Origin of the sequence: Desulfosarcina sp., assembly GCF_041551955.1 — a bacterium.
In the GTDB taxonomy this organism is placed as follows: Bacteria; Desulfobacterota; Desulfobacteria; order Desulfobacterales; family Desulfosarcinaceae; genus Desulfosarcina.
The window spans coordinates 1-17,451 of sequence record NZ_JBFELV010000005.1 but is presented as its reverse complement, the minus strand read 5'-3'; the positions used below and the strand labels follow the sequence as shown (position 1 = coordinate 17,451).

18 protein-coding genes and 1 tRNA gene are annotated in these 17,451 nt (G+C 57.3%); 2 read left to right on the top strand and 17 right to left on the bottom strand.

What is annotated here, in order from left to right:
* Nucleotides 1-37: 37 nt before the first annotated feature.
* The 17 genes from proS to rpmF all read right to left on the bottom strand — a co-directional run bounded on the left by proS (nt 38) and on the right by rpmF (nt 15,107).
* Nucleotides 38-1,558, bottom strand: coding sequence for a proline--tRNA ligase (gene proS, locus ABYV26_RS01030; protein ID WP_372677317.1), 1,521 nt, complete (start codon nt 1,556-1,558; stop codon nt 38-40).
* A 122-nt stretch (nt 1,559-1,680) separates the two neighbouring features.
* Entirely contained in the window at nt 1,681-2,763 is a 1,083-nt protein-coding gene (gene ispG, locus ABYV26_RS01025; RefSeq protein ID WP_372677315.1) for a flavodoxin-dependent (E)-4-hydroxy-3-methylbut-2-enyl-diphosphate synthase, read from the bottom strand.
* A gap of 1 nt (nt 2,764) precedes the next feature.
* Nucleotides 2,765-3,415: an MBL fold metallo-hydrolase gene (locus ABYV26_RS01020; RefSeq protein WP_372677313.1), complete on the bottom strand. Its 651-nt coding sequence runs from the start codon at nt 3,413-3,415 to the stop codon at nt 2,765-2,767.
* A 150-nt stretch (nt 3,416-3,565) separates the two neighbouring features.
* On the bottom strand, nt 3,566-4,006 hold the full coding sequence (gene nusB / locus ABYV26_RS01015) for a transcription antitermination factor NusB (RefSeq protein ID WP_372677312.1): 441 nt from the start codon (nt 4,004-4,006) through the stop codon (nt 3,566-3,568).
* Nucleotides 4,007-4,008: 2 nt separating this feature from the next.
* On the bottom strand, nt 4,009-4,482 hold the full coding sequence (gene ribE, locus ABYV26_RS01010; protein WP_372677310.1) for a 6,7-dimethyl-8-ribityllumazine synthase: 474 nt from the start codon (nt 4,480-4,482) through the stop codon (nt 4,009-4,011).
* A gap of 18 nt (nt 4,483-4,500) precedes the next feature.
* The gene (locus ABYV26_RS01005) at nt 4,501-5,727 is read right to left on the bottom strand and encodes a bifunctional 3,4-dihydroxy-2-butanone-4-phosphate synthase/GTP cyclohydrolase II (RefSeq protein ID WP_372677308.1); all 1,227 of its coding nucleotides are present in this window, start codon (nt 5,725-5,727) and stop codon (nt 4,501-4,503) included.
* A gap of 32 nt (nt 5,728-5,759) precedes the next feature.
* On the bottom strand, nt 5,760-6,464 hold the full coding sequence (locus ABYV26_RS01000; protein WP_372677306.1) for a riboflavin synthase: 705 nt from the start codon (nt 6,462-6,464) through the stop codon (nt 5,760-5,762).
* Nucleotides 6,465-7,565, bottom strand: coding sequence for a bifunctional diaminohydroxyphosphoribosylaminopyrimidine deaminase/5-amino-6-(5-phosphoribosylamino)uracil reductase RibD (gene ribD / locus ABYV26_RS00995; protein WP_372677304.1), 1,101 nt, complete (start codon nt 7,563-7,565; stop codon nt 6,465-6,467).
* Between the two features lie 49 nt (nt 7,566-7,614).
* Nucleotides 7,615-8,076 (bottom strand): transcriptional regulator NrdR, encoded by a 462-nt coding sequence (gene nrdR, locus ABYV26_RS00990; RefSeq protein WP_319252498.1) that lies wholly within the window; start codon nt 8,074-8,076, stop codon nt 7,615-7,617.
* A gap of 63 nt (nt 8,077-8,139) precedes the next feature.
* Nucleotides 8,140-8,649, bottom strand: a complete 510-nt coding sequence (locus tag ABYV26_RS00985) for a cytidine/deoxycytidylate deaminase family protein (RefSeq protein WP_372677302.1) — start codon at nt 8,647-8,649, stop codon at nt 8,140-8,142.
* Between the two features lie 13 nt (nt 8,650-8,662).
* Nucleotides 8,663-9,862 carry a serine hydroxymethyltransferase gene (glyA, locus tag ABYV26_RS00980; RefSeq protein WP_372677343.1) on the bottom strand — a complete coding sequence of 400 codons (1,200 nt, stop codon included), beginning with the start codon at nt 9,860-9,862 and terminating at the stop codon, nt 8,663-8,665.
* A gap of 88 nt (nt 9,863-9,950) precedes the next feature.
* The gene (gene rpiB, locus ABYV26_RS00975; protein WP_372677300.1) at nt 9,951-10,403 is read right to left on the bottom strand and encodes a ribose 5-phosphate isomerase B; all 453 of its coding nucleotides are present in this window, start codon (nt 10,401-10,403) and stop codon (nt 9,951-9,953) included.
* 384 nt (nt 10,404-10,787) lie between these two features.
* The gene (gene fabF / locus ABYV26_RS00970; RefSeq protein ID WP_372677298.1) at nt 10,788-12,029 is read right to left on the bottom strand and encodes a beta-ketoacyl-ACP synthase II; all 1,242 of its coding nucleotides are present in this window, start codon (nt 12,027-12,029) and stop codon (nt 10,788-10,790) included.
* Between the two features lie 139 nt (nt 12,030-12,168).
* On the bottom strand, nt 12,169-12,396 hold the full coding sequence (acpP, locus tag ABYV26_RS00965) for an acyl carrier protein (protein WP_372677296.1): 228 nt from the start codon (nt 12,394-12,396) through the stop codon (nt 12,169-12,171).
* 109 nt (nt 12,397-12,505) lie between these two features.
* Entirely contained in the window at nt 12,506-13,252 is a 747-nt protein-coding gene (gene fabG / locus ABYV26_RS00960) for a 3-oxoacyl-[acyl-carrier-protein] reductase (RefSeq protein WP_372677294.1), read from the bottom strand.
* A complete protein-coding gene (locus tag ABYV26_RS00955) occupies nt 13,249-14,901 on the bottom strand; it encodes an acyl-CoA dehydrogenase (RefSeq protein WP_372677292.1) in 1,653 nt (550 codons plus the stop codon). Before ABYV26_RS00955 ends, fabG begins: the two co-directional genes overlap by 4 nt.
* Before the next feature lie 23 nt (nt 14,902-14,924).
* Nucleotides 14,925-15,107: a 50S ribosomal protein L32 gene (rpmF, locus tag ABYV26_RS00950; protein WP_372677290.1), complete on the bottom strand. Its 183-nt coding sequence runs from the start codon at nt 15,105-15,107 to the stop codon at nt 14,925-14,927.
* Between the two features lie 408 nt (nt 15,108-15,515).
* Between rpmF and gltX the strand changes: the two genes are divergently transcribed.
* Entirely contained in the window at nt 15,516-16,925 is a 1,410-nt protein-coding gene (gene gltX / locus ABYV26_RS00945; protein ID WP_372677288.1) for a glutamate--tRNA ligase, read from the top strand.
* A gap of 285 nt (nt 16,926-17,210) precedes the next feature.
* Nucleotides 17,211-17,284: transfer RNA gene (locus ABYV26_RS00940), tRNA-Gln, on the top strand.
* The last annotated feature ends 167 nt before the right edge of the window (nt 17,285-17,451 follow it).

The window sequence follows — 17,451 nt, the reverse complement described above, 5'->3', positions numbered from 1 at the left end:
AAACCGTCGGCTAAGCGAAAATACTCAAGCTGATCGATTAATATGCTTTTGCGAATACCACGCGCTCTTGACTGGGTTTGCCGCAGCAGATACAGGCCCCTGGCTCCTTTTTCGCCGTTAAGGGGATGCAGCGTATGGTGACGTTGAGATCTGCTTTGATTTTGGCTTCGCAGGCATCCTCCCCGCACCAGTGGGACATGGCAAAACCACCGTGGATTTCCGGTTTTTCCAGGTTCTTGGGTGTGAACCAGTTGTAGAAATCGTTGCGATCGTCCACCCTACGGGTATGCTCCTCCCTGAAACGGCAGGCCCGCTCGAAAAGGCGGCCTTGAATATCGTCCAGGATGGCTGGCAATTGGGCCACGAAGGCCTCGCGCTTCATCGCCGTTTTATCGCGATGCGATTGGTCGCGACGGCCGACGAACACGGAGTCTTCGGCCATGTCCCGCGGTCCGATTTCGACCCGGACCGGGATGCCTTTTTTAATCCAGTCCCAACCCCGCGCACCGCCGATATCTCGCTCATCCACTTCCACTACCAGATCCCGGCCTGCGTAGACAAGCTCCCTCAAGGTCGCGGCCAGCCGATTGACGTAGTCCATCACGTTTTGCCGGTCGTCCGGGGTTCTGAAAATGGGCAACAGCACCACGTGCGCCGGCGCAACCCGCGGCGGCATAATGACGCCATCGTCATCTCCATGGGTCATGATCAGTCCGCCGATCATGCGCGTGGAGGTCCCCCACGATGTGGTCCAGGCGAAGTCCTCGGTTTCCTTCTCGGTCTGGAATCGGATATTGGAGGCCCTGGCGAAGTTCTGCCCCAGAAAGTGTGAGGTTCCCGCCTGCAAGGCTTTGCGATCCTGCATCATGGCTTCGATGCACAAGGTGTCCACGGCGCCGGGGAAGCGCTCCGCCGCCGTCTTGCTGCCTTCGATGACCGGCATGGCCAGATCGTCCTGGACCATGCGGGTATAGACCTTGAGCATCATCCTGGTTCGTTCGATCGCCTCCGTATCCGTGGCATGGGCGGTGTGCCCCTCCTGCCACAGGAACTCGCTGGTTCGCAGGAATATCCGCGTGCGCATTTCCCAGCGCACCACGTTGGCCCACTGATTGATCAGCAGGGGCAGGTCGCGGTAGCTGCTCACCCACTTGGAAAAAGAATCGCCGATGATGGTTTCCGAGGTTGGACGAACCACCAGGGGCTCGGTGAGAGGGCCGCCGGGAACCAGTCCACCGCCGGGGCCTTGTTCCAGCCGATGATGGGTGACCACGGCGCATTCTTTGGCAAACCCGTCCACGTGCTCAGCCTCTTTTTCCAGAAAACTGACCGGAATAAAGAGCGGAAAATAGGCGTTTTTTACGCCGGTGGCCTTAAACAGGCGGTCCATCCGGGCCACGATGTTCTCCCACAGGGCGTATCCCCACGGCTTGATGACCATACAGCCACGCACCGGTGCGCGTTCGGCCATATCGGAAGCTTTAATGACCGCTTGATACCATTCCGGATAATCTTCATCCCGCGAGGGCGAGATGGCGTTTTTCTGCGGTTTACTCATGTGTGTGTCCTAACTGTTTTCGGTACGGTTCATCGTTCTGGGTTCAAAGGTTTAGGGTAGCCACGGTTGAGATCTTCGATGATCTTCGAACCGTTGAGCCCTGAATGGATGCCTATTGATGTTCAATGCGATCGGGTCTGTTGTTCAAACTCGTCCACGGCCTCCAGAACCACTTCCACCAGCCGGTCTTCGGGAAATTTTTTGACGACTTTCCCCTTTTTGAACAGGATCCCCACCCCGCAGCCGCCGGCTACGCCGATGTCTGCTTCTCGGGCTTCTCCGGGGCCATTGACCACACAGCCCATGATGGCCAATTTTACCGCCGTGGTGCGTGTCATCAAGGCTTTTTCGACCTTGTCCACGATGTCGAACAAGGGGATGTCGCATCGTCCGCAGGTGGGACAAGAGATGATTTCCGGTCCGCGGTGGCGGATGTCCAGCGCCCGGAGGATTTCATAGCCCACCCGGATCTCCTCCACCGGGTCGCGGGTGAGCGAAACCCTCAGGGTATCCCCAATACCCTCGGCCAGCAGGGTGCCGATTCCCAGAGCCGACTTGACGATGCCCGAATAGAGTGATCCGGCTTCGGTGACACCCACGTGAAGAGGCAAGTCGGTTTTTTGCGAGAGCAGTCGATAGGCCTCAAGGGTTCGGGTTACGTCGGATGCCTTGATGGATATCTTGATCTCGTGAAAATCCAATTCCTGCAGCAGGGCCGCATGCCGCAGTGCGCTTTCGACCATGCCTGCGGCGGTCACTCCCTTGTGCGCCGCTAGGATATCCTTTTCCAGGGAGCCGGCGTTGACGCCGATGCGAATGGGAATCCGGTGATCCTTGGCACAATCGACCAGGGCCTTGATGTGCCTGCGGCTGCCGATGTTGCCGGGGTTGAACCGCAGCCCGTCGGCACCACCCCTGGCGGAGGCAATGGCCAAGCGGTGGTCAAAATGGACGTCCGCAACCAGGGGAATGTCAATTTGTTTTTTTATCCGGGGGATGGCATCGGCAGCGGGTCGGTCCGGGACTGCCACGCGGACGATTTCACAGCCGGCTTGTGTCAGCTGCCGAATTTGGCCCACGGTAGACGCGACGTCATCGGTTTTGGTATTGGTCATGGACTGGACGCTGACGGGTGCCCCGCCACCCACAGCAACGCCACCCACCATGATGCGGCGGGTTTTTTTTCTAGACACGGCCAGAGGCATCTTATCCCATCCCGCAGAACGGGTTGGTCCGCTTTTCAACACCGATGGCGGTGTTGCCCATGTGCCCCGGATAAACCTTGACGTCCTCATCCAGGGTAAAGAGCTTGGTTCGGATGCTGTTGATCAGGGTGTCGAAATTGCCGCCGGGAAAATCGGTTCTTCCGATGGAGCCGGCAAAGAGGGTGTCGCCTACAAACACCGCTTTTTGAAGCGCGCCCGCGTGGGTGAACTCGACGTAGAGGCAAATGCCGCCAGTGGTGTGGCCGGGGGTGTGAAGCACCTTCAGGGAGTGGGTGCCGAAGGTGATGGCATCCCCGTCTTCCAGCAGTCGATCCGCTGTGGGTGAGTTTTCCGCCGCCAATCCCCAGGCGGCCGCCGTGGCCGACAACTGAGTGAGCATGGGCGCGTCGGCGCTGTGGATGAGGACGTCTGCACCGGTGGCTTCCTTGAGCCGCTTGTTGGCGCCGACATGGTCAAAGTGGCCGTGGGTGTTGATAATATGAACCACGGTCAACCTATCCCCGGCCAGGCTGGTTAGGATGCGGTCGGCATCGTCGCCAGGATCGATGACTACGGCCTGGCGCGTCTTTTCACATCCCAGAATGAAACAATTTGCCTGAATCGGGCCCAGGGCCATTTGACGGATAATCAATTCGTTCCTCCTGACGGTTATTTTATTATTAATGTTCGATTGTGAATGTTGAATTCATGTATGCCCTCAATTTAAAAAAACGATGGAATACCTTCATTCAACATTCAAAATTAAGAATTCATTATTGAACTCCCGCTGTATCCAGACCCATCATCCGGTGGTCTTGGGCATGTAGGTAATTTTTTCCTCTTTCATCGCTAACCGGATGCTGTCCAGGATGCCATTGATAAAGGCGCCGGACTCATCGGTGCCGAAGCGTTTACCCACATCGATGGCCTCGTTAATGGAAACTTTGGGAGGGATGTCGGCGCAATAGAGCAGTTCGAAAACGGCGATGCGCAATACATTGCGATCCACGCAGGACATGCGCGAGAGTTTCCAGTTGCTCGAGAACTGTTCGATCACCGTGTCGATCGCTTTGCGGTTCTCCTGCACCCCGTCCACCAAACGGTGGAAAAACGGTTGTGCGGGGTTGTCCTGGGCAAAACTGCTGCAGAATTGTCCGACGGGGTCTTCCACCGGGTCCCGGTGCATGTCCATATAAAACAAGGCCTGCAGGGCCCGTTCTCTTGATAATCGGCGGGTTCCCATGGTCACCCCTTGTCCACTGTCTCCATCAGGTTGGCCATCTCGATGGCTGAGACGGCCGCACTCCAGCCCTTGTTGCCCGCTTTGGTGCCGGCCCGCTCGATGGCCTGTTCGATGCTGTCTGTGGTGACAATGCCGAAGATGACCGGCACCTGGGTCTCCATGCTCACCTGGGCGATGCCCTTGGAGGCTTCGGCACACACGTAGTCAAAATGAGGGGTGGCACCACGAATAACCGCCCCTAAGCAGACGATGGCATGGTACTTTTTGCTTTTGGCCATGCGCTGGGCCACCATGGGAATTTCGAAGGCACCGGGTACCTTGACGAGATCGATGTCCGCGTCTTCGGCACCGCTGCGGGTTAGTGCATCGATGGCGCCGCCCACGAGTCGATCGGTTATGAAATCGTTGAAACGGCTGGCAATGATACCGAACCGCTTACCTTTGGCAACCAGGCCGGCTTCGATGATATTCGGCATAGGACGGTTTTCCTCTCCTTATTGATGTTTTACGGTTTCTTCAAAACTGAGCGTATGGCCCATTTTAAGCTTTTTGCACTCGAGATAACACCGGTTGTACTCGTTGGGCTCAACCTCGATGGGCACCTGCTCCTCCATGCTGAGCCCATAGCCCTGAAGCCCGACCATCTTCTTGGGATTGTTGGTCAACAGGCGCATCTTGCGCACACCGATATTGACCAGCATCTGAGCGCCGATGCCGTAGTCGCGCATGTCGTCCTTGAACCCCAGCTTCAGGTTGGCCTCCACCGTGTCCATGCCCTTGCATCGCTGCAGCTCGTAAGCCTTGAGCTTGTTGATCAGACCAATGCCCCGGCCCTCCTGGCGCAGGTAGAGAATGACACCTGACCCTTCTGCGGCCACCATCGCCATGGCCTTGTGCAGTTGGTCACCGCAGTCGCAGCGCATGGAGCCGAAGATGTCACCGGTCATGCATTCCGAGTGCACACGCACCATGGTGGGTGTTTCCGGGTCGATTTCCCCCTTCACCAGGGCGATGTGCGTGAGGTTGTCCACGTCGTTTTCAAAAGCGATCATTTTAAAGTCGCCGCCATGAAGGGTGGGGATGATGGTTTCTGCGGCCCGGTGAACAAAACTTTCCGTTCGAATGCGATACTCTACCAGATCGGCGATGGTGCAGATGCCGATGCCGTGCTGCTGGCTGAATTCTTCAAGCGCCGGCATGCGTGCCATCGTGCCGTCGTCGTCCATGATCTCGCAGATGACGCCCGCCGGCCTGAGGCCGGCCAGTCTGGCCAGGTCCACGCTTCCCTCTGTCTGGCCCACCCGCACCATGACCCCCCCATCACGCGCCCGCAGCGGGAATATGTGGCCCGGCCGGGTCAGGTCGCCGGGTTTGGCGTCGTCAGCCACGGCAGCAGCGATGGTGGTGGCCCGATCGGCGGCAGAGATCCCGGTCGTGACCCCGCATTTGGCCTCGATGGAGACCGTGAAACCGGTTTCAAAGGGGCTGGTGTTGTTTTGCACCATCATAGGCAGGTTCAATTGGGCACATTTTTGAGCGGTCAGTGACAGGCAAATCAGGCCTCTGCCATACTTGGCCATGAAGTTGATGGCTTCGGGGGTCACCTTCTCCCCCGCCATGGTCAAGTCGCCTTCGTTTTCCCGATCTTCATCGTCGACGAGGATGACCATTTTGCCGTCGCGGATATCTTCGATGGCTTGGTCGATGGTAATTTTTGGCATGGTGGAACGTTCTCCTGCAGTTCGTTGATTGATCAAATAAATCCGGACTTGGCCAGCATGGCCATATCGATGCCGCCATCGGATTTGTCGGCCTTGCGGTCTGCCGGCCCGCGGTTCAGAACAAAGCGTTCAACATACTTTCCGATCATGTCGGTTTCGATGTTGACTGCATCTCCCTCCTTTTTGAAGCCGATGGTGGTCAGGCTGGCCGTGTGGGGAATGATGCTTACCTCGAACGCGGTGACGCCGCAACGGTTGATCGTCAGGCTGGTGCCGTCCACGGCCACGGACCCTTTTTCGATCATGTAACGGGAAAGGGATTGACCCACTCCGAAGGTGATGATGATGGCGTTGGCCAGCGTTTTCCTTTCGCGCAGGGTGCCCATGCCGTCAATGTGACCTGAAACCAGGTGGCCATCCAGCCGATCCGACAGCCGCAGCGCCCGTTCCAGATTGACCCGTTCGCCGAGTTTGATCCTGCCCAATACGCTTCGCTTTAGCGTCTCGGGCGAAACGTCCACGCTAAACCGGCTTCCCTGCAGGCTCACGGCGGTCAGGCAGGCGCCGTTCACGGCAATGCTGTCTCCGATGCGGGTTCCTTCAAGGTCGAAATCCGAAATGATTGAAATTCGGCTTCCCTGGCCGGACGGGTAGATGGCGGAAATGGTGCCTAAGCCTTCGATGATTCCTGTGAACATGACCGTAAAAATAATGTGTAAACGCTTGTTGTCAATCAATCATAAGGGCTTCAAATAGCCTTGAAGCATGACGTCCGTGTCGAATCGGAGCACCGACAAATCATGGACGGCGATACTCTGATGCATGCGCTCCGGTCCCGTGCCCCGGCACATCGGAATCCCATCGTCACCGCCCAATATCTTCGGTGCGTAAAAGAAACATATTTTATCTACGATGCCGGCGGCAAAGGCTGAACCGATGACCATGCCCCCGCCCTCGATCAGCAGACTGGTGATCCCCATTTCGCCCAATCGTTGCATCAACGGCGGCAGGTCGATGCGGCTATCTTTCACAGGGGCGGTGATGACCCGTGCACCGGTGGATTCCAGTGCTGCCCGGCGGTCCGCCGGTGCGTGCTTTCCGCAGACTACCCACGTGGGGGCGGGGGACGTCTGGTGCAGCAGCTTGGACTTCATCGGGATTGACAGGTGCGTGTCCAGGATGATGCGTGTCGGATCCGAACCGGTTGCGCCATCCAGGCGCGTGGTCAGGCTGGGGTCGTCCTTTTTAACCGTCTGCACACCGACCATGATGCCGTCGACCGCGTGGCGGAGCCGATGAACGAACTGCCGGGCGGCCGAACCGGTGACCCAGCGGGAGTCGCCGGTGCGGGTGGCAATGCGCCCGTCGAGGGTGGCCGCGCATTTGACAATGACGAAGGGTCTGCCGGTGGTGATCCAGGTGATAAAGGCTTCGTTCAGCGTCCTGGCTTCCTTTTCACAAATGTCCGTGGTCACCTCGATGCCGTGGTCCTGCAGGTAACGGTTGCCGCCGCCCTCCACGCCGGGGTTCGGGTCGCCCATCGCCACCACCACGCGCCGGATGCCGGCAGCGAGGATCTTGTGGGTGCAGGGTGGCGTGCGGCCGAAGTGGTTGCACGGCTCCAGGGTGACATAAAGAGTCGTCCCCTGGGATAGCTTGCCTGCATGGTCAATGGCCTTGACTTCGGCGTGAGCCCCGCCCGCCCGCTGATGATACCCCCGGCCGACGACGCGGCCGTCCTTGACCAGCAGCGCGCCGACCATGGGGTTGGGTGAGGTCCACCCCCGGCCCTTTTCGGCCAGGGTCAATGCCTGTTGCATGTATTCAATGTCGTTCATGGATGTCTTGGATCCTTGCCCCCTGTAGCCTTTCCCTCCTGGTGACGCGCTATTTGGCCGGATGGCTCAGCAAGCGCTTGAGCTCAGATACAAAGTCGTTGACGTCCTTGAACTCGCGGTAGACGGATGCGAAGCGGACATAGGCGATGTCATTGAGTTCGTGCAGTTTTACCATGACTCGCTCGCCGATCTCGTGGGAGGGGATCTCCTTTTCGCCGGTTTCCCGAAGATCCCTTTCCAGGTCTTCGATGAACTCTTCGATGGTGTTCATGCTGATGTCCAGTTTTTGGCAGGCTTTGCGGATTCCGGATCCCACTTTTTCGCGGCTGAAGACTTCCCGGCGACCATCCTTTTTGATGATCATGATGGGAATTTCTTCAATGTGCTCGTAAGTGGTGAAGCGCCGGGTGCAGTCGATGCACTCCCGCCGGCGTCGGATCACGCTGCCGTCCTTGCTGACTCGAGAATCGATAACCTTGTTGTCAAGCTCTCCGCAAAATGGACATTTCATTAATTACCCTCCCGGTGGCTGCGTAAAGTTGAATAACCGGCTTATCATGCAACGGATCAGACCCTATCCGCTTTCCGAAAATTGGATGGACACCACCGGACGGGCCGGCATCAGCTGGCGACAGGCCACCCCGGCCTGGTCGAACATCCTTCTGGAGGCGCGAACGGAATCGGTGTCGGCATACTTGTCGGACAGGTATACCACCTCGCGGATACCCGCCTGGATAATTACTTTGGCGCATTCGTTACAGGGAAACAGGCCTGTATAGATACGACAATCGGTGAGGTTCCCGGGGACACTGTTTAAAATGGCATTGAGCTCCGCGTGGCAGACGTAAGGGTATTTGGTGTCGAGGAAGTCTCCCTCGCGGCACCACGGCAGGGTGTCATCGGAACACCCGGTGGGAAAGCCGTTGTACCCGACGCCAACGATGCGCTTCTGGCGATTGACGATACAGGCGCCCACCTGGGTGTTGGGGTCTTTGCTGCGCTGGGCCGATAACAGGGCGACGGCCATGAAGTAGTCGTCCCAGGAAAGATAGTCCGATCGTTTAGCGTTGTCGGTCGCGGTCATTCAAGCAGCTCCTCTACCGTCCGCGGCCATCTGCCTGCGGATAAAGGGGAAATTCATCACACAGCGCCAGCACTCGCTCCCTTGTCCTTTTCAGCAATGCCTCGTCGCCTGGATGGCGCAGGACCTCGGCCATGAGGCCGCCGATGACCTTCATCTGCTCGGCCATCATTCCACGGCTGGTCACAAAAGGAGTGCCGATCCGGATGCCGCTGGTCACATGGGGGCCGCGCGTTTCGAAGGGGATGGCGTTCTTGTTGACCGTAATGCCGGCGCGCCCCAATGCATCCTCCGCATCCCGGCCGGTGATGTCCATGCGGGTCAGGTTGACCAGCATGAGATGGTTGTCCGTGCCGCCGGACACCAGATCCAGGCCATTATCTTTCAGGGATTCGGCCAGCGTCGCCGCATTGGTTATGGTATTTTTCTGGTATTGTTTGAATGGGGCCCCCAGTGCTTCCTTGAAGGCCACGGCCTTGGCGGCGATGATGTGCATCAGCGGACCGCCTTGAATACCGGGGAACACCTGGCTGTTGATCTTTTTAATGCAGCCCTCCCGGGCCAGTATCAAGCCCCCGCGGGGGCCCCGCAAGGTCTTGTGGGTGGTGGAGGTGACCACGTCGCTATGGGGAATGGGAGAGGGATGCACCCCAGCGGCCACCAGGCCGGCAATGTGGGCCATATCCACCATCAGCAGCGCATCGATCGATCGGGCAATTTCCGACAGGGCCTTGAAATCGAAAAACCGGGGATAGGCGCTTGCACCGGCCACGATCATTTTCGGGCGGTGCTGCCTGGCCAGACCTTCCACTTGGTCGTAGTCGATGGTTTCCGTCTCCCGCTTGACGCCGTAGTGGATGAAGTGGAAAAGGCGACCGGAAAAGCTGACATTGGCGCCGTGGGTCAGGTGGCCGCCATGGGCCAAATCCATGCCCAGCACCTTGTCACCGGGTTCAAGCAGCGCAAAATAGGCGGCCATGTTGGCCTGGGAGCCAGAGTGGGGCTGCACGTTGGCGCTGTCGGCGCCGAACAGGGCCAGGGCCCGGTCCATGGCCATCTGTTCGGCCCGGTCGACGAATTCACAGCCACCGTAGTAGCGTTTATTGGGGTAGCCTTCGGCGTATTTGTTGGTCAGGATACTGCCCTGGGCCGCCATGACGGCCGGGCTGGCGATATTTTCCGAGGCAATCAACTCCAGGTGAGACTGCTGGCGCATCGCTTCGTCTTGGATGACGCGGGCGATCTCCGGATCGGTATCTCGAATCAAATCAGTGTGCAACGTGCTTTCTCGCTTTCTACAGGCGTTATATCGTGTCAAACATGTCCAGCCGGCGCTGATGCCGACCCGCCTCGAAGGGCGTCTCCAGCCAGGTCTTCAGTATTTCCATGGCCAGGATATCGCCGATGACCCGCCCGCCCATGACCAGGATGTTGGCGTCGTTGTGCCGCCGGCTCATGGCGGCGGAGAACAGGTCGTTGCACAGGGCTGCGCGGACGTGGGGGTATTTGTTGGCCACCATGGACATCCCCAGTCCGGTGCCGCAGATGAGAATGCCGCGTTCGTATTCGCCCGATGAAATCTTTTCGGCCACGGCCTTGCCGGTGTCCGGATAGTCTATGGATGCCTCGCTGTGGGTGCCGACATCGGTGACGACGAGACCTTGAGCCTCCATCGCTGTTTTTAGCGTTTCCTTGAGCCGGTATGCCGCATGGTCGCAGCCGATGATGATTCGCTGTGGGCCGGATGCCTCGGTCATGGTCTTTGGTTCCTTTCGGGGGTGAAATCGTGATCGATAAAAGGCCTGACATGTTTACATATCCAGAACCAGCGGCCACCGCAAGAAAAAAAGGGGAAATGTTTAGGTTGGTTAGGCACTTGTGTGTGATGTTTTACGTTTTTTTTCAAAAACGAAAACATACCATCAAATCACAATAGCCAATAGACAAATCACAAATAAATCACAATGATCAACATTCCAAACAAAGCGGATATTGATCTCATTTGAGATTTGGATAGTGGGCTTTGAAATTTGTTTGTAATTTTGTGCTTGTAAATTGTTATTTCCGGTATGTCGCGAGGCGGTTAATTCTGAACGGGGAACCCTGAACCGTTGAACTCAGACCGACCGTAGGTTCATCAATTATGGTTCGTATCGCTTTACCACGAGGCTGGCATTGGTGCCGCCGAAGCCGAAGGAGTTGGACATGGCGTAGACGATGTCCGCCTTGCGGGCCACGTTGGGAACATAGTCCAGATCACATTCGTCATCGGCCTGCTCAAGATTGATGGTCGGGGGGATGATGCCGTTTTTCACGGCCATGACGGTAAAGGAGGTTTCGATCCCGCCGGCACCGCCCAGCAGGTGTCCGGTCATGGATTTGGTGGAAGAAATAGGCACCTTAGGCGCGAGATCACCAAATACCTTTTTGATCGCCCGGGTTTCGTAGAGATCGTTCAGCGGGGTGGACGTGCCGTGGGCGTTGATGTAGTCGATGGCTTCACAGGAGATGCCTGCGCTGTCGATGGCGGCCTGCATGCAACGGATCATGCCATCGCCGTCCGGAGACGGTGAGGTCATGTGGTAGCCGTCGCCGCTCTGGCCGTATCCGACCATTTCAGCCAGGATGGGCGCACCCCGCTCGCGTGCATGTGACAGTTCTTCCAGAATCAGCATCCCGGCGCCTTCACCCACCACGAAACCGTCACGGTCCCGGTCAAAGGGCCGGGAGGCCTTTTGCGGATCGTCGTTGCGCGTAGACAGGGCCTTCATGGAGTTGAATCCGGCAATACAGGTGGGGGTGATGACCGATTCCACGCCGCCGGTGATCATGGCGTCGGCCTGTCCCCGCAAGATCGTGTTGCAGGCATCGCCGATGGCATGGGCGCCGGCGGCACAGGCCGTGGCCACCGAGATGTTGGGGCCCTTGGCGCCCAGGTGGATGGAGATCATGCCCGGAGCCATATTGCCAATGATCATGGGGATGAAAAAGGGGCTGACCCGTTTGGGTCCTTTTTCCTGAACGGTGCGGGCGGTTATCTCCAGCATTTCCAGCCCGCCCAGTCCGCATCCGGTGATCACGCCCACGCGGTGTCCGTTGGCACCGTCGATGGTCAGGCGGGCGTTTTCAACGGCCATCCGTGCGGCTGCCACGGCATAGGCAATGAATCTTTCGGTGCGTTTAGCATCTTTTTTGGGAAGGAAGTCCTCCGCGTTGAAATGCTTGACTTCTCCGGCGATTTTGGTGGTGAAATCAGTGGTGTCGAAACGCGTGATTTCGCCAATGCCGGAGCGGCCTTCACACAGGGCCGACCAGGTTTCATCCACGCCGACACCCAACGGTGTTACGAGTCCCAATCCGGTGATGACAACCCGTCTGCTCAACGATTCCTTCCCTTCTGGTAAAATAAACAATTAGCAATTTTGAATTCTTAATTTGGAATGAAGGCATCCTAATCGTATTTAAGAAGACCAGGCGGCTTTCATTAATTAAAAATTCATAATTTTCAATTCAAAATTAACATTAGTGGTTTTTAATGTAGTCGAAGGCGTCTTTGACAGTGACCAGCTTTTCAGCGTCTTCATCGGAAATATCCACGTCGAACGCTTCTTCCATTGACATGATCAGTTCCACCAGATCGAGGCTGTCGGCTCCGAGGTCATCCACAAAAGAGGCTTCCGGAACCACTTCGGCAATGTCTACACTGAGTTTCTCCGCGATAATCTTTTTTACTTTATCTTCAACTGACATGATGATCTCCTTTCACGATTAACAAAAATTGAGGGATTGAGGAATTGAGGGATTCAGGAATTGAAAGGCATTGAATTCTTCAATTCGCAATTCCTCAATTTCGCAATTCTCACATATACATGCCTCCGCTCACATGGATGACCTGGCCGGTAATATAGTCCGCAGCTGCAGAGGCGAGAAAAGCGACGACGCCGGCAATCTCTTCCGGCGTGCCGATGCGTCCCATGGGAATCTGGCCGATCATGGCCGCCTTGGCCGTGTCGCCGAGATCGCCGGTCATATCGGTGTCGATATAACCGGGGGCCACCGCGTTCACCGTGATGTTCCGGCTGGCCAGTTCCCGGGCCACGGCCTTGGTCAGGCCGATGATTCCCGCTTTTGAGGCAACGTAGTTGGCCTGTCCCGGGTTGCCGGTAACGCCCACCACCGAGGAGATGTTGATGATGCGCCCGTAGCGCTGCTTCATCATGGCCTTGGCGGCTACCTTCATGCAGTTGAAGGTCCCTTTCAGGTTGACGTCCATCACCGCGTCCCAGTCGGTTTCTTTCATGCGCACCAGCAGGCCGTCGCGGGTGATGCCGGCGTTGTTTACCAGCACGTCGATCCTTCCGGCTTCCTTCAAGACCGTACCCAGGTAGTCGGATACGGCGCTTTCCGAGGCGACGTCCACTTGGTGGTAGCACGCCTTGCCACCGCCGGCTGAAATCTCCCTGGCCGTAGCCAGGGCTGCGTCAAGATTGCTGTTGTAGTTGAAATAAACGGTGGTCCCCGGTGCGCTCAGGGCGGCGCAGATGGCCCGGCCGATGCCTCGTGATCCCCCGGTTACCACGACGATTCGATCGCCCGATTCGGTCATGATGCCCTCTCAAAAATCCGGTCGGCGATGCGGTCCATGTCGTCGATCAACCCCCGGTAGCTGCCCTCCAAATCGGCCAGGTTTAACGACGGCAGGAACTGCTCCGCCGTTTCAGCATCGACGACCTGGCTGCCCATGACGATCAATCTGGTTTTTTCGGCCACCAGGCGGGCGCAGGTGTTGGCAAAGACCCTAGCCGCGGCCAGGTTGATCTCGTCCGCCGCGTTCACGGCCAGGTGGGCCATGCTTTCCCCCACCTCCACGTGGGTCATCATGTCGGCCAGGGCGAACATGACTTGCTGGTGGCGGGTGAGGCGGTTGTCGTGGGCAAAATCGATGGTGCGGTTCAACGCCCGCGCACAGGCGGCCAAGGTCCGGCAGCCGGCCCGATCACAGTCCTCGTGGAGCCCATCCAGCCCCTTGGCCATCTCTTCGTAGAAGGCGCCTTTGGTCTTGCGGGCCTTTTTCCAACGAAACGTGGATACGATGTTCTGCTGGATTTCACTGGTGCCTTCGTAGATACAGGTGATTTTTACATCTCTTTTGATCTTTTCTACGCCGAATTCGCTGATGTAGCCATAGCCGCCCAGGGCCTGCATGGCATCGTCCGCCGCCCGGTTGGCGGCTTCGGAGGTGAAGAGCTTGGCAATGGATCCCTCCACCTGAAAATCCTCGTCTTCGCTGTCTATTCGGCGGGCAATGGCTTCGATGTGGGCGGCGGCCGCCTTCAGGTTGACCCAGTGGGGGACGATCAGTTTGTTGGTGTAGCCTTTTTTGGCGGAAAGGGGGCCGCCGAACTGGATTCGTTCATGGGCATAGGGAATGACGATTCCCTCCAGGGCGGCCTCTCCGGCCCCCAGGGCCATCGCCGCCACCATGAGCCGGGTGTAGCCGAACACCTGGTTGGCTTGCTTGAGGCCTTTACCGGGGGCGTCGCCGATCATGTTTTCCACGGGGACATAGACATCGGTAAAGGTCAGGGGCGAGGTGTTGGAGGCCCGGATGCCGTGCTTCTCCTCGCCCTTGTGTTGCTCGAAGCCTTGGGTGCCCTTTTCGACCACGAAAAAGGTAGGGCCTTCGGGGGTCTGCGCCAGGACGGTCACGAAATCGGCGTACCCGCCGGTGGAGATGAACTGTTTGGAACCGTTGATCCGGTAGCCGGTGAGCGTGCCGGAACCGTCCATGACCGGCTCGGCCTTGGTCTTGAGGGATGCCAGGTTGCTCCCGGCCTCCGCTTCTGTCACCGCGTAGGCCACCAGGCTGTGGCCTTCGGCAACGGCGCCCAGCCAACGCTCCTTCTGGGCCTCGGTGCCGCCGACAATGATCGGGTCCGAGCCCAGCTGGATGGCAAAAAAGGCGGTTCCCACACCTAGGCAGATTTTGCTCATCTCCCGGGTGACGGCGCAGCAGTCCATGGCGCCGCCGCCCATACCGCCGTAGGCTTCGGGGATGAACAGCAGCTGCAGACCGATCTCCGGGCTCAGCATCTCCCGCACGGCGGCTTCGGGGAAGACTTCGTCACGGTCCCATTCCAGGACGGCTTTTTTTGTGAGCAGGCGCTTGGACAGCTGGCGGACGGTGTCGACCACCATCTGCCGGGTCTCTTCGTCCAGTCCACCCTGCGGGCGATGGGCTCCGGTGTCGGTCATGATCGGCTTATCCTTTTGGGGAATCAGTCTTCGTCCTTGACGATTACGTTTTTGCCCTTGTACTCACCGCATTCGGGGCAGGCATGGTGGGGAAGTTTGGCCTCGCCGCATCCCGGGCAGACGCCCACCGCAGGGGCGTCGATTTTGTCGTGGGCGCGTCGCTTATCCCGTTTTGACTTAGATGTCTTGTGCTTCGGTACAGCCATTAGTAATCTCCTAACATATTAAAATATTTATAACTATTCCAGAATCAGCTGTGTTTTTAGTTGGTTGCGCCTGTAGTAATTAAAAAGCCGGCGAATGTCAAGGCTTTTCCCAAAAATCTTTCCCCCTGTACCCTTGTTCCCCTTCTATGGATGTGATAATGAGGGGCCTGCGACCGGTTAAGACCGGGTATTTTCGATTTTATTAATATTTATTACAGATGGTTAAAGTTTTTGTGGAAATATCGGTCGGCCACGGAAAAATTGGTGGTTGACTTCCGGATTGAGGCCCCACGGCTGCCGGCGAGCAGGCAAACGGCGCAACGCGTCGTGACTGGTGAATAACTTATTTTTTTACTAGATGTGTCATTGTCATCCCTTCATCAACGACTCATATAAGGTAGGTCAATCATGGAAACCATCGTTACCCGATTTCCCCCGAGCCCTACGGGTTACCTGCATGTGGGCGGTGCCCGTACGGCTTTGTTCAACTGGTTGTACGCCCGTCAGAATAATGGAAAATTTGTCTTGCGCATCGAAGATACCGATACGGTGCGTTCCACCCAGGCGTCTGTGGATGCCATTTTCGAGGCCATGCGCTGGCTGGAGCTGGACTGGGACGAAGGTCCCTATTTTCAAACCCAGCGGTTCGACCTATACCGGGAATACCTCCAGAAATTGCTGGATTCGGGAGATGCCTACTACTGCACCTGCACCCAGCAGGAGGTGGAGGCCATGCGCCAGAAGGCCATGGCCGAAGGCAGCAAGCCCAAATACGACGGCCGGTGCCGGGAACGCGGCCTGCCCAAATCGGACAATGCCGTGATTCGTTTCAAGTCTCCCCTTGTCGGTACCACGGTGGTGGAAGACGTGATCAAGGGCAACATCGTTTTTCAAAACACCGAGCAGGACGATTTTGTGGTCTGCCGCAGCGATGGAGCGCCCACGTACAATTTCGTGGTCGTGGTGGACGACATTACCATGGGCATCAACACGGTGATCCGCGGTGACGACCACGTCATGAACACACCCAAGCAGATTCTGCTGTACCGGGCGCTTCAATCTCCCCTGCCTGTGTTCGGCCATGTGCCTATGGTACTTGGAAAAGATAAGACGCGCCTGAGCAAACGTCACGGGGCCATGTCGGTGACCGCCTACCGGGACATGGGCTACCTGCCGGATGCCTTCATCAACTACCTGGCCCGGCTGGGGTGGTCCCACGGCGATCAGGAGTTCTTCACCCGTCAGGAGCTGGTGGAAAAGTTCAGCTTGAAGAACATCGGTAAGTCGGCCGGCGTGTTCGACACGGACAAGCTCACCGCCCTGAATGCCGACCACATTCGGGCCGCGTCGGTCAGGCAGCTCGCCCCCCGGGTGCTGCCTTTTTTAAGGGGCAAAGGTCACGATGCCGCCGATGACGACTATCTGGCGGGTGTGATCGGCACCCTGCATACCCGCAGCAAGACCCTGGTGGAGATGGCCGACGGCGCTCATTTCTACTATCGTGAAGATGTGCGGCCTTACGACGGCAAGGCGGCTAAAAAGTTCCTCAAGCCGGAGACGGCGCGGGTGCTCACCCTGCTCGCCGAACAGTTCGAGAAACTGGCCGACCTGGCGGAAAAGACCCAGGAGGGCGCCTTCAAACGCGTGATGGATCAAACCGGCCTGGGTTTCGGCAAAATCGCCCAGCCGGTGCGGGTCGCCCTTACCGGCACGACCGTGAGCCCGGGCATCTTTGAATTGATCGAAGTGCTGGGCAAGGCTAGGGTGCTGAACCGTCTTAAGGCGGCGGTTGATTTTATTGAATCGGCGGGAAGTTGATTGCAGCGCAGATAAAATCCAAATAACAAGATCCAAATTCCAAAAAAAATCCAAACTTAATAATCGAAATCCCAAACAAGGGTGATCGTCCATGGTCGTTTATCCTTTTGAGATTTGGGTATTGGAATTTATTTGAGATTTGTTATTTGGATTTTGGGATTTTGGCTCCCCGATATCAAAATGCTTTGCGACGTGCGCTTGACGTACGAATTGGAGCCAACAAGCTGTATACATTAAGTCTTGACTCCCCAGCCGCTTTTGTGTAAACGGGCACCATCCCGATGCTGGGGGATCGTCTAATGGTAGGACAGCGGACTCTGACTCCGTCAATCAAGGTTCGAATCCTTGTCCCTCAGCCAAATGAAATCAAGGGCTTACGGCTAATGCGGTAAGCCCTTTTTTTGGTCTACGCATGCCCGCATCGATGTGGTATTCTGCGACCATCCAACGCCTCGGGCGAAACGATCCGTGATGGTGTGCCGCTTGACGCCATCGCCCCCATCCTGACGCCATCTGCCGACAACCG